This window comes from Acidovorax sp. GBBC 1281, from assembly GCF_028473645.1.
Lineage (GTDB): Bacteria > Pseudomonadota > Gammaproteobacteria > Burkholderiales > Burkholderiaceae_C > Paracidovorax.
Genome location: NZ_CP097269.1, coordinates 5,415,776 through 5,430,914 on the forward strand (window position 1 = coordinate 5,415,776; position 15,139 = coordinate 5,430,914).

Genomic DNA, 15,139 nt, shown 5'->3' on the forward strand with positions numbered 1-15,139 from the left:
CCGCAGCCGCAGCGCTTAAGCGGGGGCGGCAGGACCTCCACCACGTCAGATTTCCGTCTGCTTGGAGATCTCAAGGGCGTCATCTACCTCGATGCCAAGACACCTCACGGTTGATTCCAGCTTGGAGTGTCCTAGGAACAGTTGCGCGGCACGCAGGTTTTTGGTGCGCCGATAGATCAGCGTCGCGTTGGTTCTTCGCATCGAGTGCGTCCCGTAGTCGGCGCGGTCCAGACCGAGTTCATCTACCCAATGGCCGAGGATCCGTGCGTATTGCCGCGTACCGAGGGGTGGTGAACCGTGAAGCCGACTCGGGAAGAGGAAGTCTTCCTGCTTCAGTCCAGCCTGCTTGATCCACGCCTGCAGCGCCGGGAGGCCTGGGTGATCTCGAACTAAACCGGGCGCTGGGTCTTGTGCTGCATGACGATGGCGCGTGTCGTCACTTGGTCACCATGGCACACGTCCCTTACCCTTAGGGCGACGAGATCGCAGCCGCGCAATTTGCTGTCGATACCCAGGTTAAAGAGGGCTAGTTCGCGGACTCGCCGCTCCATCTGGAGTCGCACGCGAAGTGCCCAGATATCCTTGAGTTTGAAGGGCGCCTTCTGCCCGACGATCTTGCCTTTGTTCCACGGCGCGATGAGCGTTGTTGCCTGCGATCCCATGATGGTCTCCCATCGAGTTGAGGGATTGCCAGGATGCGCTCGCTAGTCGTCAGGGCGACATCCGCCGTCAGATTCCGGGCGGGCGCGCCCACTCGTGCGGGCAGGCAACTTCCAGGCGCCGAAGCGAACTGGCATTCCAGGCCAAGAGCAGGCAGTGGTGGACTTGGAACACAGACCTTCAACGTTGGAGATGTTCCGCCGCCGTAGGACAGCCTTGGACAGTGGAATTAGTCGGCCAGTTAGGCGAGGCCATTACGAGCGAGTATTTCCGTGATAACGGTTGACTTGTAAAAATATGAGATACCGCTATGCCCGCTTGGATGGTTTGGCAAATGCCCAGCATTGATGCCGACAAGAAACCCATGTCGAGAGTTCGGCATAGTTGTTGTGCCTCTTGGCGGTGCGAAAACTGGGCTGCCGGAGGAGCCCGAAAGCGAAAATCCTTCGTATGCCACACACTGCCCACGGGCCTTTGAGTCCCACGAATAGTCATAACGTGGATCGCTCGCGATGTGGCCACTTCGGAGGATTGGGCGATTGCCCAACTTGTCGTGCTGATCAGGAAAGCCTGCATAGCAGACCACGTCGAATGGCTGCAAGGACTCTTTGAAGACTGATTCGTCTGCAAGGTGCTCTTTGCCGAAATGCCAATGCAGTGATCGTTGGTTCTCAGGCACGCCTTCCCATACACAGTGTGGTTCGATGACCACTACGTCGTTCTCCTCATCTTCATGGAAGAACATTCTTGCGCTTGGGTGCAAATCGAATGTATAGATGGAGTCATCCGACCTTCTCCCTGTGATGCTGAACTCGGTTAGTTGGAAGTCGTTGAATTTTGCTGTCGCCTGTCTGTAGTCGAGATCAACCACGTGCCGGTTCGTGATGAACCAAGCCTCCCCGGCCCTCCCCTCAACGACGAATCCAGTAGCAATGCCTTCTTTAGATGTGCCGCTACTGTCGGTATGTTTCGCGTCAACTCGATAGGATGAGTACAAAAAGTTTTTTGGTGGCTCGTGGAACATATCTAGAGGTCTGACTAATGTGGATTGCGCTAGCCCGAAGCCCTTCCCATGATGCGCGTCACACACTTACTGGATCGGATCTTTGAGAGCATTCGCTAAAAATACTACATAGGCTCGATGCGCCGTGGGTGTCTTGCACACCCCAAGGACGGCCTTGGGGCTTGGATCTGAGCGGCTCCTCTGTTCGGAATTGTGAGCTTGTGCGGCGTGTGAGCAGTCGTTCAAGCCGCGCACCGCCCAATCGCAGCACTCAGTCAGCTATGCCGCGCATAGCGGCCGGTCAAGCCAGCGCAGGCCGTCGAACTGTATGCCGGCTTAACCGAATCAACTGTGAGCTGGCTTGCCGGCACCGGCCGGCTCTTTACGCTGCCAAGCAGTCTTTCAAAAGCGATCAGCAGCCACGACACGCCGTGCATAGGTTTCCTGAATGCCATACAAGACCCCGCAAAGACAGAAGGCGTAGCGGAGCATCACCCCGATACGCCTTGTCCACCAGCTCACCCGAACCAGCGTAACCCCCTCAAAACCGATAACTAACCCCTGCCGTCACCACCAGCGGATCCAGCCGCACCTTCGCATGTGCGGGCGCCCTACCCAGCGCCGGCAGCGTGCCGGTCGCCGTGGTCTTGAGCCAGATCTTCTTGGCATCCACGAAGAAGCTCCAGCGTGCATCCAGCGGCACCTCGAAGCCGACCTGCAGCACGGGGCCGATGCCGTTCTTGACATGCAGGTCCGACACGAAGCCGTCGCGGGATTCCAGCACCAGCGTGTAGTTGATGCCAGCGCCAAGGTAGGGCCGCACGGGGCCTTCGTCCCACAGCTGGCGGCGCACGGACAGCACCGCGGGGCCGTACTTCACCTTGCCGAGCGTGCCCGCGCCAGCCAGGGCGCCGGCGCCCTTGAGCGCGGTGGTGGGCGGCAGTCCGAGGGCGAGTTCGGCGCTCCAGCCCGGGTAAAAGTCGTAGATGGCGCCGAAGCCGATGCTGTCGTTGGAGTCGGCCTTGGCACTGGCGCCGGGCACCAGTTGGCCGCCGGCCCGCACTTCGGCCGAGGTGCTGAAGCCGATGTGCGCGGGGCCCGCGTAGATGCGCCAGGGCGAGGGTGATGACGCATCCGGCGATGCCGGGGTCTGCGCGTATGCCTGTGCGGGCAGTGCCGCGATGAGGCTGCCGACAGCGGCTGCCACGGCCAAGACAGCGGCGGCCTGGCGTGCCCGGGCGCGCGGGCAAGCGGGCCGCGCCGAGAAACAGCGCGCGGTGATGTGGTGGTGTGCAATGCATTGCATGGTGTCGTCTCCTGAATTGATTTGTCTGTGTCTTCTCTTCGCTTTTGCCGTACTGCGGCGTGGGCGCAGCGGCGGCGCCTGCCGATCAGTCCCGGCCGGCCCGCTCGATGCCGCGCGCGAAGCCTTCGGGGTCGGTGAACAGCGCCTCGTGGCTGCCGCCCGCCTCCACGTAGCGGAACAGGCCCAGCCGTTCCGACAGGCGCGGGTGCCAAGGCAGGCTGTGGGGCAGCGCGGTGTCTTCGCGGCAGTTCAGGTACGACTTGCCCAGCGCCAGCGCGGCAGTGGGCTGCGACAGGGCGATGGGGTCGGTCAGGCAGCGCAGCGGCTGCGGGTGCAGCAGGGCGTAGGTGCTGCGCGCCAGATCGGCATCGGCGTCGTTGATGAAGCATTCGCGCCAGACCTCGAAGGGCAGTTGCACGCCACCGCCTGCAGCGGCCGCGAGGCCCTCGAACATGGCGCGGTAGTGCGGGGGTGCCATGTCGCACAGGGCTTCGCCGGGCAGCGGCACGAAGGCGTTCACATAGACCAGCCGCCGGATGCGTTCGGGCACGCGGTCGGCAGCGCCGGACAGCAGCATGCCGCCGTAGCTGTGGCCGACGAGCCGCACTTCGCGCAGGTCGTTCGACGCGAGGAACTGCACCAGCCCGTCGATCGCATCCTGCAGGCCCAGCGGGGCCGTGCCGTCGCCGGGGCGGTTGCCCGGCAGCGTGGGGCAGTGCACGGTGTGGCCGCGTGCGCGCAGGTGCTCCGCGGTGGCTTGCAGCGTGTCGCCCGTGTGCCAGGCGCCGTGGACCAGGACGTAGGTGTCCGCCATGTCGTTGTCTCCTTGTGATGTGGGAGACCCATGGTGTCGCGCCTGCCGGTCCGTGGATGGCCGATGCGTGCCAGCGTGGCGGACGCTGCGTGCCGTACGGCTGGCCTTTAACCGGCGCCGGCCATTGGCTCCGCCTCGCCGTGCTGCGGCACTGTCTGCGGCGCCCCTTGCCTGGTTGCCCGACTGAGTCCAGGCCGTGTCAGTGCGGACTGTCGAAGGCTCGCGTTGGCGCGCAGCGCTCCTGCGCGGGGGTTCTGCCGCACCACTGGCGGCAGGCGCGTGCGAAGTGCGACGGGTCCAGGAAGCCCGCGCGCCGGCCGATCTCGGCCACCGTCAGGTGCCGGTGCGAGGGCGCATGCAGCATGCGCTGCGCCACCGCCATGCGCTCGCGCATGAGCAGCAGCGCGAAGGTGCTTCCGCCCGCCGACAGGGCGCGGTGCAGGGTGCGCAGCGACACGCCCACGTCATCGGCCACGTCGGCGGCGATGAGGCCGTGCTCGCCAAAGCGCTGGCGCACGCAGTGCTCGATGCGCTGCGCAGGCCGGGCTGGGGCGGCGCCTCGGGCGCAATGCCGCAGGCCAGCGACAACAGGCCGCCCAGGTGCTCGGCCTGCAGCGTGCCCAGGCGGGCGGGCTGTTCGGCGCGCAGCTGGGTCACGTAGGCGCTCAGCACCCGGCCCCATCCGGCGGTGCCGTCCACGCGCCGGCCCAGCCAGCGGTCGGCGGCGGGCAGCCAGGTGTCCAGCCAGCCGATGGGGATCTGGATGGAGACGGTGTCCACCGCCTCGGGAAATTCCAGCAAATAGCGGCGGCGCGAGTCGATCAGTGCCAGGTCGCCCGGCAGCAGGCGCGCGGCGCCGGCATCGTCCTGCGCGACGTGGCAGGGCGACGACTCCTTGCAGAGCAGGTAGTAGAAGTTGTCGCCCCCGCTGCGGCGGATGCCCTGCAAGGTGCGGCGCACGCGCTGCGCGCTGCCGCTCACGCGGTTGACGCGCAGGCCGCCGCAGGGCATGGAGGCGAGCGTGGCCGAGAACGCCTGGCGCTGGCCGGGCTCCACCTCCATGTCGAGGAAGCAGTCGCAGACCGCGCCGACCCAGTAGTCCGCCCGCTGCGCGGCAGGAACGGCATCGGTGCTCCACGTGCGGATGGCGCATTCCATGGCCTGCCTGTCGCCGGTCGGCTCCGACTGCATTGCTATGCTTTTGGATGCCATGGTGCGCTCTCCCTGTGCGCTGCGGGCCGTTTTGGCTTGAATGGGCGCTCGGCTCAGGCGTCCCTGCGCACACGCCCGAGCAGCAGCACCGCCGCAGCCGCCAGCACCGCGGGCACGGCAGCCACCAGGATGATGGACGCAGGCGACCAGGCCGCGGCCAGCAGGGCGCCGCCTGCCAGCGGCCCGACGATGGCGCCGATGCGGCCCACGCCCAGCGCCCATCCCACGCCGGTGGCGCGGATGTGGGTGGGGTAGATGGCGGCGGCCAGCGCGTTGCAGCCGATCTGCGCGCCCACCACGCCGAAGCCCGAGAGCGCGGCACCCGCCAGCAGCCCCGTAAGGTTCTGCCCGCTGAAGGCGATCAGCGCGATGAAGCCGGCCGAGGCAGCATAGGCCGCGCCCAGCACGGTGTAGGCGCTGAAGCGGTCGATGAGCCGGCCCAGCGCGAGCGCGCCGACCACGCCGCCCAGGTTGAGCATGGCGGTGGAGAGAATGGCCTTTTCCAGCGGCAGGCCGGCGCTTTTGAGCAGCGTGGGCAGCCAGTTGACCAGGAAGTACATGACCAGCAGGTTCATGAAAAACGCCAGCCACAGCAGCACCGTGGTGGGCAGGCGGCCGTGGCGAAACAGTTCGAACACCGAGAAGCCCGCCTGCACGCCCGCGGCCTCGCCGCGCAGCCCGGCCATCACCGTGGCCGGGTCTTCGCCCGGGTAGGCGCTTTTGACGATGGGTTCGTAGCGCGCGGGCGCGGCGCCGCTGGCGGCCAGGTAGCGCAACGATTCGGGCAGCAGCGCGGCCAGCACCGGCAGCAGCAGCAGGGGCAGCACGCCGCCCAGCACGAACACCGAGTGCCAGTCGAAATGCGCGATGAGCCAGCTGGAGATCAGCCCGCCCAGTGTGGAGCCCAGCGGAAAGCCGCAGAACATCACCGTGACCAGCGTGGCGCGCAGGCGCTGCGGCGCATATTCGCTGGTCAGGGCGATGATGTTGGGCATGGCCGCGCCCAGGCCCACGCCGGTGATGAAGCGGTAGGCCAACAGCTCGTTCATGCTGGTGGCCCAGGCCGTGAGCAGCGCGAACAGGCCGAAGATGAAGGTGGACAGCAGGATGATCTTCTTGCGGCCCCAGCGGTCGGCGGCCGGGCTGAGCAGGAAGGCGCCGGCCATGAGGCCGAAGAGGCCGGCCGCGAAGATGGGCCCGAACTCCGAGGGCTTGAGCCCCCAGTCTTCAGCGATGCGCGGCGCCACGTAAGCGATGGATTGGGTATCGAAGCCGTCGAGCATGGCGACGATGGCGCACAGCAGCGTCACGCGCAGCTGCAGCGGCCCGAAGGCGGCGCGGTCTGCCGCCGGGATGCCGGCGGCCATGGATGGGGTCATTTTGTCTCTCTCCGTCTTGTAGGGATGGGGGTGGCTCATGGGCCGGGGACCACAGGAAAAATCAAGGCTGGTAGTCGGGCTGCTCCTGCGGTCGGGCCTCGATGAAGGCGGGGTGCCGGTCGGCGTGCGCGTACACGGCCATGGCACGCGCATGGGGTTGGAGGTCGCAGCCTGCGCGCAGCGCGTTGGCCACCTGGGGCACCAGGCACACGTCGGCCAGCGTGAGCTGGTCGCCAAAGCACCAGGGACCGCCTTCGTCACCGTGCCTGGCAAGCAGCCGCTCCACAGCCTCGAAGCCCTCGGCCGCCCAGTGGGCGTACCAGGCGTCCTTCTGCGCCGCGCTCAGGGCCAGCGGCCCTTGCAGGTACTTCAGGATGCGCAGGTTGTTGACGGGGTGCATGTCGCAGGCGATGACATGGGCCAGCTCCAGCACACGGGCACGCAGCCGGGGCTCCAGCGGGATCAGGCGCGGCTCGGGGTGCCGCTGGTCCAGGTAGTCGAGGATGGCCATCGACTGGCCCAGGGCGAAGTCGCCGTCCACCAGCGTGGGCACGACGCGCGAGGCGTTCAGTTCGGCATAGTCCGGCGCGCGGTGCTCGCCGGTGCGGATGTTCACCCCGTGGTAGTCGGCGGGCAGCCCTTTGAGGGCCAGCGCGATGCGCACCCGGTACGAGGTGGAGCTGTTGAAGAAGCTGTAGAGCTGCACGGCGGGCTCCATGGCGTCAGACCACGTCCACCCGCAGCTCGCCCAGGCGTTCCACGCCCACGACCATGCGGTCGCCGCGCACCACCGGGCCCACGCCTTCGGGGGTGCCGGTGTAGATCAGGTCGCCCGGCTCCAGGCGGAACCAGGTGGAAAGGTCGGCGATGGTCTCGGCCACCGACCAGATCAGGTGCGACACGTCGCTGCGCTGGCGGTCCGCGCCGTTCACGGTAAGCCAGATGCCGGCCTGCTCGAAGTGGCCCACGTCGCTGGCGCGGTGGATGGGCCCGATGGGCGCGGAGACATCGAAGGCCTTGCCGATCTCCCAGGGCCGGCCCATCTGGCGCATTTCCATCTGCCGGTCGCGGCGGGTCATGTCCAGGCCCACGGCGTAACCCCAGGCATGTTCCAGCGCGTTCTCGCGGGCGATGTCGCTGCCCGCTTTGCCGATGGCGACCACCAACTCGGCCTCGTAGTGGTAGTTGTCGGTGCGCGAGGGGTACGGCAAGCGCAGGGTCTCGCCATGGGCCACGGGGATGACGGCATCGGCCGGCTTGCAGAAGAAGAAGGGCGGCTCGCGGTCGGGATCGAACCCCATCTCGCGGGCGTGGGCTGCGTAGTTGCGGCCCACGCAGTAGACGCGGCGCACGGCGAAGGCATCGCCGCTGCCTGCAACGGGCACGGCAACGGAGGGAGGAGCGGGAAACACGAAGGCCATGGAGGGGTCTTTCAAACGGGGATTGAAGATTCAGGATGCGCAGCGGCTCACAGGCGCTCTTCGCGCAGCAGGCCCAGGGCCGCCTGCACCGGGCGGTCGGAATAGCTGAACAGCACCGCGTCCTGCGTCGCGGCCAGCTGCACGGGCGCCCACGAGGGAGCGACGAAGGTGTCGCGCGGGCCGAACTGGAAGGTGCGTTCGCCGATGCGCGCCGTGCCCTGGCCCTCGACCACGCTGAACACGGTCGCATCGGTGGTGCGGTAGGTGCGGCCCTGGAAGCCGGCCGGCAGGAACTGCATGAACGTGGCCATGGTGGGCATGGGCCACCCCCCGGTGGCGGGGTTCACGTAGCGCAGCTTGACGCCGTCCCAGGCGTCCAGCTCGCCCTGGCGGAACAGCCGGTCCAGCGCCTCGCGGCTGCGCTCGTAGGGGTAGCTGAAGAGGGGCGAGGTCGATCCCTCCACCGCGCGGTGGCGCACCGGCACCATGTTGTGGCCGAAGGCGGCAAAGCTGTGCCCCTCGGCCCGGCTCACGGGTTGCACCGCCTCGGGGTAGTTCTCCGCGAAGCCCGCATCCAGGTGGCCGATGAGGGGAATGTCGAGCCCGTCGAGCCAGACCACGGGCTCGCCACCGTCCGCCACCGCCGGGTTGCCGTGGTCGTGCCAGGTCCACGAGGGGGTGATGATGAAGTCGCCCGGGTGCATGGTGGTGCGCTCGCCGTTGACGGCCGTGTAGGCACCCTGCCCTTCCACGATGAAGCGCAGCGCCGACTGCGTGTGGCGGTGGCTGGGCGCCACCTCGCCGGGCAGGATGAGCTGCAGCCCCGCATACAGCGTGGAGGTGATGCTCGCGCGGCCGGGCAGGCCGGGGTTTTCCAGGATGAGCACGCGGCGCACCGCTTCCTCGGCGCTGATGACGTCGCCGGCCTGCGTCACCAGCGGGCGCACGTCCTCGTATTTCCAGAAGGCGGGCACGGCCCGCGGGCGGGGTTCGCGCGGCACCAGGCTGTGCAGCGATTCCCAGAGCGGGGCCATGCCGTGGCGGGCGATGTGGTCGTAGTAGGCCTGCCGGTCGGCGGATGCGGCGGCAGGCGGCGATGCCAGGGTGGGCGTGTCCATGGGTTGTCTCCTGTGTCTGCGGCCAGCCATGCCAAAGCGCTCGAATGCGCGTTGCCAGCCGGTCCATGGGGCGGATTATTCGAACCCGTCGATAGTCCGTAAAATCATTTATTGGTCTTATCCATAATCTTTTGGATATACCTTCAACACCACCGACGACCCCATGGACTGGACCCACCGCCTGCGCCTGCGACAGCTGCAGATGCTTTTGAGCCTGGCGCAGACCGGCAACATGAGCCAGTCGGCGCAGTTGCTCCACACCGCGCAGCCCGCGCTCTCCAAGTGGCTCAAGGAGCTGGAGGAGGACCTGGGCATGGTGCTGTTCGAGCGCCATGCGCGCGGGCTCAAGCCCACGCCCCAGGGCGAGGCGCTGATCGCCCATGCCCGGCGCATCGAGGCCCACCTGGACAGCGCCCGCGACGACATGCAGGCCCTGCGCGACGGCGGCAGCGGGCTGGTGGCGGTGGGCACCTCGGGTGCGTCGGCGTCCGACGTGGTGCCCATGGCGGTGCTGCGCCTGCTGGAGTGGCTGCCGCGCGCACAGATCCGGCTGGCCGAAAGCACCATGAACGTGCTCATGCAGCAGCTGGCCCATGGCGAACTGGACGTGGTGGTGGGCCGCTCCGCGCCCGAACTGCACGACACGCACATCCACACCGAGATGCTGTACATGGAGCCCATCCACTTGGTGGCGCGCCCGCAGCACCCGCTGCTGCGGCAGGAGCGCGCGCTGGAATGGGGCGATCTCATGGCCTACCGCTGGCTCGTCTGGCCGCGCGGCACGCCGATCCGCAACGCGCTGGAGGGCGCGCTGGCAACCGCTGGGCATGCGCTGCCGCAGGGCAGCGTGGAATCCAACTCCGTCACGCTCAACCTCACGCTGCTGGGCCACAGCGACATGATCGGCATGGCCTCGCACCGCGCGGCGCTGCGGTTTTCGCACATGGGCGCGCTGCGCGTGCTGCCGGTGCGGCTGTCGGGCTTCGGCTCGGTATCGATGTACTGGCGCGAGAACACCACCGACCGGGCGGCCGTGGCCAGCATGCTGCGCGCCCTGCGCGAGGCCGCCGCACCCGCCTCCTGACCCCACGCCAGGGCGTGCAGGCCCGTGCCATTGGGGGCACCATGGCGGCCTGGGCGCACGGTGCGCCCCCACGCGCAGGAGACAACCCATGGCCCAGGCCACCCACGCAGTTTTCAACCAGTTTTCCGAACGCACCGACTACGACCTGCTCGCCACCGATGCCGCGCTGCAGGACGGGCTGCGCCGCGCGGGTGCGCAAGGCGCCCTGCCCGCCCTGGGCGCCTACGCACGGCAGCTCGGCACGGCCGCGACAGGGGCCCTGGCCGAACAGGCCAACCGCCACACGCCGCAACTGCACCGCTTCGACAACCGGGGCCGGCGCATCGACCGGGTCGAGTTCCACCCCGCGTGGGACGCGCTCATGGCGATGTACCGCGCGCAGGGCCTGGTCTCCATGCCCTTCTTCGACAGCGACCGGCCCGGCCGATGGGCCGCCTGGGCCGCGGGCTTTTACCTGCACGGCCAGGTCGAGCAGGGCACCCTGTGCCCCGCCACCATGACGCAGGCCGCGATCCCGCTGCTGCGCAAGGAGCCCGCGCTTTGGGCGCAGCTGGAGGACAAGCTCCACAGCCGCACCCACGACCCGCGCGACCGGCCCGCGCAGGAAAAATCCAGCGTCTGGCTGGGCATGGGCATGACCGAAAAGCAGGGCGGCTCCGACGTGCGCGCCAACACCACCGTGGCCACGCCCGTCGGCGCGGGCGGGCGCGGCGGCGAATACCGGCTGCACGGCCACAAGTGGTTCTTCTCCACCCCGCAGAGCGACGCGCACCTGGTGGTGGCGCGCACTGGCGAGGGCGGCCCCTTCGCCTGCTTCTACGTGCCGCGCTGGCGGCCCGACGGCACGCTCAACGCGGTGCACGTGCAGCGCCTGAAGGACAAGGTGGGCAACCGCAGCAATGCCAGCGGCGAGGTGGAATTCGACGGCGCCTGGGGCCTGCTGATGGGCGAGGAAGGCCGCGGCATTTCCACGATCATCGAGATGGCGACCACCACGCGCCTGAGCTGCGTGGCCGGCAGCGCCGCCATCCTGCGCCAGGCCACCGTGCAGGCCATCGCCTATGCCCGCCAGCGCCACGCCTTCGGCCGGGCCCTGGCCGAGCAGCCGCTGATGCGCGCCGTGCTGGCCGATTTGGCGCTGGAGAGCGAGGCCGCGCTGGCGCTGCTGATGCGCCTGGCCGAGGCTTTCGAGCGCGACGACGACGGCACCGCCAGCGCGGCCGACCGCGCCTGGAAGCGCGTGATGACGCCCGCCGCCAAGTTCTGGGTCTGCAAGCGCGGCGTGGGGCTGGCCGGCGAGGCCATGGAGGTCTTCGGCGGCAACGGCTACGTGCAGGACGGCGTGATGGCGCGCCTCTTTCTCGAATCGCCCGTCAACTCGATCTGGGAAGGCTCGGGCAACGTGATGTGCCTGGACGTGCTGCGCGCCCTGGCGCGCGAGCCCGAGGCCGCGTCGGCGCTGCTGCAGGACTTCGCCGACGCCGCGGCCGGCGAGCCGCGCATCCTCGACGCGCTCCGGCCCCTTGAAGGCCTGCTGGCCCTCCCGCCCGAACAGCTGGAGCCCCTGGGCCGCCAGCTCGCGCAGCGCTTGGTGCTGGTGGCGCAAGCCTGCCTGCTGCGCCGCCATGCGCCGCAGGCGGTGGCGGATGCGTTCATTGCCACCCGGCTGGAGGACGGCGGCGCAGGCCGCGTCGTGGGCGCCATCGACACCCGAGCGATGGACACCGGGGCGATTCTGGAACGGGCGTTTCCGGCGTGATCCAGCCGGCTACGCCCCACGCGTTGCCACGCGGCCTTCGCGCGTCCGGCGGACGTCGCTCCGGCCCTCTTTTTGCTATCAATTAAATAGCAATACAGGCATGCAATCTCCCGGCATGCGGCGGTTTTCGCTAAAAAAGGCTCGGACGCGCCTGCCACAGTGGGCGAGGGCCGCCTGTGGTCGCTTCGATCACCGCCAGAGAGCACGCTCACCCCGGCACGCCACCCCAACGCTGCAGCAGCAACGCGTCCTCGGCAGCGCGCTGGCGTTGCATGAACTCGGCGGCGGCCACGTTGTAGGCCACGCGCTCCTGCACGTGGGCATCGCCATCGCGCGGCAGATCGCGGTCATGGAACGGGTCTTCGTCGAAAGCCGCATCGAGTGCGGCGAACGGCCCGCGATGCAGGTGCCGCATGCCGACGCGCCAGGTTTCGTTGGACAGCAGGTAGGCCGTGAGCTGCCAGTCGTCGCTTTCGGCGTCCATCACCCCCGCGGCCAGGGCCGACAGGTCGCCGGGCGTCAGCACGCTTTGCGCGGCATAGGTCATCTCGGAGGGCACGCTGTCCGGCAGCCACAGCAGGGCCTTCAGGCTGACCTTGGCGTGCAGCATGGTCTCCAGGGGTTCCCTGCGCAACTGCCGTTCCATGTCCTCGGGAACACCGGGCGTTTCCAGCGCCTGCCGGATGAAGTGGTGCACGGCCGCCTCCAGCGCTCCCAGTCGGAACTGCTGCCGCGCCCAGCCGTCCAGCCCCGCCGCGTCGATGCGGCCCTCTTGCACCGCCTGGGCCATCTGGTGGTTGCGCACCGCGAGCACGATGGCGGAAAAGCCTTCGGCCACGTTGTCGCCGCACGATCCGAGCGCGTTCTCGGCCATGGCCAGAACCCGCGCCCGGAGCCGGCCGTCGCGGGCGATGGCCTGGATCACCTGCGCCCCTTCCTGCAGGAGGGTGGCGCCCGGCCCGTGGGCTTTCCGCAGCGCCGGGGTGGATGGCAGCCTTCGCTCCAGCAAATGGGCGAACGCGGGCGCGTTTTCCTCGCCATCGAAGGCTTCCTGGGCTTCCAGCCAGAGCGAGAAGGGTGCGCGCAACTCGGATCGAAGGTGGGGTGGCGTGGCTTTGTGCAGGGCCCCGGCACCGATCGCCCGGTAACCCTGCTCCGCCAGGACCACGATGCCCTCCCGGGACAGCCGTGCGGCATGGTCCGGCGTGAGCGTGGCGCCGTTCTCGCGATGGGCCTGCAAGGCACGTTCGGCCGCATCGCGCAGGGGCTGCGCGAGCGATTCGTCACCGATCACCCGCAGGAGGTGGTTGAACGCCGCGCGGTACTCCGGCCCCCGCATGCGGCCCTCTCCGTCGCGGACCGCCACCCCGGCATCGAGCGGGGCGCAGGCCCGCAGCAGGGACAGGACCCGCTGGCCGGCCTGGGCCAGGCGCCCGGCATCGTGGCGGATCTCGCGGCGGGCTCGCAGTTGCGCCTTCATTACCGACATCCACAGGTTCATCTCCGGGGAGGGCGCCTGCAGGTCGGGATGCTTTCGCCAGATCGCCTCCAGGGTTTGCGCGAGAAGCGCGCGCTGCGCGGGGGCCAGAGCCTTGGCGTGCAGATACTGGGCGGCGGCAGGCGCTTGCAGCCAGTCCACCCATGCCGGCAAGGACACGGCAGGCGCCTCGGCCGCTGGGCCCGGGGCGGACGCTGCGGCCGGCACGGGCGTGGCTGGTGCGCCGTGCGCGGCCCCGCCTGCGGCGGGCGCGGGCGGGATTCCCAGCAGCTCCCCCAGCGTGCGGCGCACGGGGGGCGCGGGCATCGGCGCGGCGGCGGCGGCCCCTGGTGCCGAAGGGGCCCGCGCCGCCATGGCCCCCAGGGGCATTCCCAACAGCGATCCGAGCGTGTGCCTCTCCGGCGGGGCGACCGGCGCGGTCGCGTGATCGGCCGGCCTCTGCGGTGGCAGCGCGGCCGGCACGGACAGCGCACGGGAAGGGCCGGACAGGGGCATGGCGCATCGCGGAGTGAAGAACGCCGACATGCTGCCCCGGGCCCGAACCCAGGGTCGCCCACCCTCCGAAGGGGGTGCGCTGGAGGCGAACCGGCCGGCCGGCGCCGCCGGTGGGTTGGCGTTGTCATGGCCGGTGCACGGTCCGGCACACGCCACAATGGCGGCCATGCTCACGCTCCAAACCATCCAGGATGCCGCCGCCCGCCTGCGCGGCCATGTGCTCGACACGCCGTGCGTGGAATCCAAGACGCTCTCGCAGATCGTGGGCGCCCAGGTGTTCCTCAAGTTCGAGAACCTGCAGTTCACCGCTTCCTTCAAGGAGCGCGGCGCCTGCAACAAGCTCAGCCAGCTGTCGCCCGAAGAGCAGCAGCGCGGCGTGATCGCGATGAGCGCCGGCAACCACGCCCAGGGCGTGGCCTACCACGCGCAGCGCCTGGGCCTGCGCGCCGTGATCGTGATGCCGCGCTTCACGCCAGGCGTGAAGGTGGAGCGCACGCGCGGCTTCGGCGCCGAGGTGGTGCTGCACGGCGACACGCTGGAGGAAGCCCGCGCCCACGCCTATGCATTGGCCGAGGAGCGCGGCCTGACCTTCGTGCACCCCTACGACGACGAGGCCGTGGCCGCCGGCCAGGGCACGCTGGGCCTGGAGATGCTGCAGGCCGTGCCGGACCTGGACACCCTGGTCATCGCGGTGGGCGGCGGCGGACTGATCTCCGGCGTGGCGACGGCCGCCAAGGCGATCCGCCCCGGCATCGAGATCGTGGGCGTGCAGACCGCGCGCTTTCCGGCCATGGTCAATGCCATCAAGGGCACGCAGCATCCGCAGGGCACCTCCACCATCGCCGAGGGCATCGCCGTGGGCACGCCGGGCACGCTCACCCGCGAAGTGATCGCGCGGCTGGTGGACGACCTGGTGCTGGTGCAGGAGGGCGATATCGAGCAGGCCGTGCTCATGCTGCTGGAAATCGAAAAGACGCTGGTCGAGGGCGCCGGCGCCGCGGGCCTGGCGGCGCTCGTGCGCTACCCGGAACGCTTTCAGGGCAAGAAGGTGGGCCTGGTGCTGTGCGGGGGCAACATCGACCCGCTGCTGCTGGCCGCCATCATCGAGCGCGGCATGGTGCGCTCCGGGCGGCTGGCCCGCATCAAGGTCAGCGCGCGCGACATCCCGGGCGTGCTGGCGCGCATCACCGCCACCGTGGCCGAAGCCGGCGCCAACATCGAGGAGGTGCACCACCAGCGGGCCTTCACCATGCTGGCCGCCCAGAACGTGGAGATCGAACTCGTGCTGCAGACGCGCGGCAAGGCGCACGTGCAGCAGGTGCTGGAGCAATTGCGCGCGGCCCACATGGAGGCCGACCTGATCTGAGGCCCAGAAAGGCGTCCGCTCCGG

At 69.0% G+C, this 15,139-nt stretch carries 13 protein-coding genes and 1 pseudogene; 3 read left to right on the top strand and 11 right to left on the bottom strand.

The genetic code is table 11. The features are described 5' to 3' along the window. Nucleotides 1-45 precede the first annotated feature (45 nt). From M5C96_RS25400 to gtdA, 10 genes and pseudogenes are all read right to left on the bottom strand, one after another. Nucleotides 46-675 (bottom strand): annotated as a pseudogene (locus M5C96_RS25400) (tyrosine-type recombinase/integrase). A 226-nt stretch (nucleotides 676-901) separates the two neighbouring features. Next, nucleotides 902-1,531 (bottom strand): hypothetical protein, encoded by a 630-nt coding sequence (locus M5C96_RS25405; protein ID WP_272566090.1) that lies wholly within the window; start codon nucleotides 1,529-1,531, stop codon nucleotides 902-904. A gap of 673 nt (nucleotides 1,532-2,204) precedes the next feature. After that, nucleotides 2,205-2,969: an OmpW/AlkL family protein gene (locus M5C96_RS25410; RefSeq protein ID WP_272566091.1), complete on the bottom strand. Its 765-nt coding sequence runs from the start codon at nucleotides 2,967-2,969 to the stop codon at nucleotides 2,205-2,207. 85 nt (nucleotides 2,970-3,054) lie between these two features. Further along, nucleotides 3,055-3,783 (bottom strand): alpha/beta fold hydrolase, encoded by a 729-nt coding sequence (locus M5C96_RS25415; RefSeq protein ID WP_272566092.1) that lies wholly within the window; start codon nucleotides 3,781-3,783, stop codon nucleotides 3,055-3,057. Between the two features lie 199 nt (nucleotides 3,784-3,982). Beyond that, nucleotides 3,983-4,234 (bottom strand): helix-turn-helix domain-containing protein, encoded by a 252-nt coding sequence (locus tag M5C96_RS25420; RefSeq protein WP_272569842.1) that lies wholly within the window; start codon nucleotides 4,232-4,234, stop codon nucleotides 3,983-3,985. Next, entirely contained in the window at nucleotides 4,117-4,995 is an 879-nt protein-coding gene (locus M5C96_RS25425; RefSeq protein ID WP_272566093.1) for a cupin domain-containing protein, read from the bottom strand. The genes M5C96_RS25420 and M5C96_RS25425 overlap by 118 nt, the downstream gene beginning before the upstream one ends. Before the next feature lie 53 nt (nucleotides 4,996-5,048). Beyond that, nucleotides 5,049-6,374, bottom strand: a complete 1,326-nt coding sequence (locus tag M5C96_RS25430) for an MFS transporter (protein WP_272566094.1) — start codon at nucleotides 6,372-6,374, stop codon at nucleotides 5,049-5,051. Nucleotides 6,375-6,435: 61 nt separating this feature from the next. Continuing rightward, nucleotides 6,436-7,080, bottom strand: coding sequence for a maleylacetoacetate isomerase (maiA, locus tag M5C96_RS25435; RefSeq protein WP_272569843.1), 645 nt, complete (start codon nucleotides 7,078-7,080; stop codon nucleotides 6,436-6,438). A gap of 16 nt (nucleotides 7,081-7,096) precedes the next feature. Next, a complete protein-coding gene (locus tag M5C96_RS25440) occupies nucleotides 7,097-7,795 on the bottom strand; it encodes a fumarylacetoacetate hydrolase family protein (RefSeq protein WP_272569845.1) in 699 nt (232 codons plus the stop codon). Nucleotides 7,796-7,842: 47 nt separating this feature from the next. Further along, entirely contained in the window at nucleotides 7,843-8,913 is a 1,071-nt protein-coding gene (gene gtdA / locus M5C96_RS25445) for a gentisate 1,2-dioxygenase (protein WP_272566095.1), read from the bottom strand. A gap of 163 nt (nucleotides 8,914-9,076) precedes the next feature. On the opposite strand from gtdA, the gene M5C96_RS25450 reads away from it, so the two are divergent. Both M5C96_RS25450 and M5C96_RS25455 read left to right on the top strand, forming a co-directional pair. Further along, a complete protein-coding gene (locus tag M5C96_RS25450; RefSeq protein WP_272566096.1) occupies nucleotides 9,077-9,997 on the top strand; it encodes a LysR family transcriptional regulator in 921 nt (306 codons plus the stop codon). Nucleotides 9,998-10,085: 88 nt separating this feature from the next. Further along, entirely contained in the window at nucleotides 10,086-11,756 is a 1,671-nt protein-coding gene (locus M5C96_RS25455) for an acyl-CoA dehydrogenase family protein (protein ID WP_272566097.1), read from the top strand. 208 nt (nucleotides 11,757-11,964) lie between these two features. Here M5C96_RS25455 and M5C96_RS25460 read toward each other — a convergent pair whose 3' ends face one another. Continuing rightward, complete coding sequence (locus tag M5C96_RS25460; protein ID WP_272566098.1) at nucleotides 11,965-13,749, bottom strand: NEL-type E3 ubiquitin ligase domain-containing protein; 1,785 nt, start codon at nucleotides 13,747-13,749, stop codon at nucleotides 11,965-11,967. Nucleotides 13,750-13,915: 166 nt separating this feature from the next. Between M5C96_RS25460 and M5C96_RS25465 the strand changes: the two genes are divergently transcribed. Further along, on the top strand, nucleotides 13,916-15,115 hold the full coding sequence (locus M5C96_RS25465; RefSeq protein ID WP_272566099.1) for a threonine ammonia-lyase: 1,200 nt from the start codon (nucleotides 13,916-13,918) through the stop codon (nucleotides 15,113-15,115). Nucleotides 15,116-15,139 lie beyond the last annotated feature (24 nt).

Excerpts from the sequence above, each read along its gene's own strand:
- M5C96_RS25410 (WP_272566091.1), bottom strand. The coding sequence starts at position 2,969 with ATGCAATGCATTGCACACCACCACATCACCGCGCGCTGTTTCTCGGCG.
- M5C96_RS25415 (WP_272566092.1), bottom strand. The coding sequence starts at position 3,783 with ATGGCGGACACCTACGTCCTGGTCCACGGCGCCTGGCACACGGGCGAC.
- M5C96_RS25425 (WP_272566093.1), bottom strand. The coding sequence starts at position 4,995 with ATGGCATCCAAAAGCATAGCAATGCAGTCGGAGCCGACCGGCGACAGG.
- M5C96_RS25430 (WP_272566094.1), bottom strand. The coding sequence starts at position 6,374 with ATGACCCCATCCATGGCCGCCGGCATCCCGGCGGCAGACCGCGCCGCC.
- M5C96_RS25440 (WP_272569845.1), bottom strand. The coding sequence starts at position 7,795 with ATGGCCTTCGTGTTTCCCGCTCCTCCCTCCGTTGCCGTGCCCGTTGCA.
- gtdA (WP_272566095.1), bottom strand. The coding sequence starts at position 8,913 with ATGGACACGCCCACCCTGGCATCGCCGCCTGCCGCCGCATCCGCCGAC.
- M5C96_RS25450 (WP_272566096.1), top strand. The coding sequence starts at position 9,077 with ATGGACTGGACCCACCGCCTGCGCCTGCGACAGCTGCAGATGCTTTTG.
- M5C96_RS25455 (WP_272566097.1), top strand. The coding sequence starts at position 10,086 with ATGGCCCAGGCCACCCACGCAGTTTTCAACCAGTTTTCCGAACGCACC.
- M5C96_RS25460 (WP_272566098.1), bottom strand. The coding sequence starts at position 13,749 with ATGCCCCTGTCCGGCCCTTCCCGTGCGCTGTCCGTGCCGGCCGCGCTG.
- M5C96_RS25465 (WP_272566099.1), top strand. The coding sequence starts at position 13,916 with ATGCTCACGCTCCAAACCATCCAGGATGCCGCCGCCCGCCTGCGCGGC.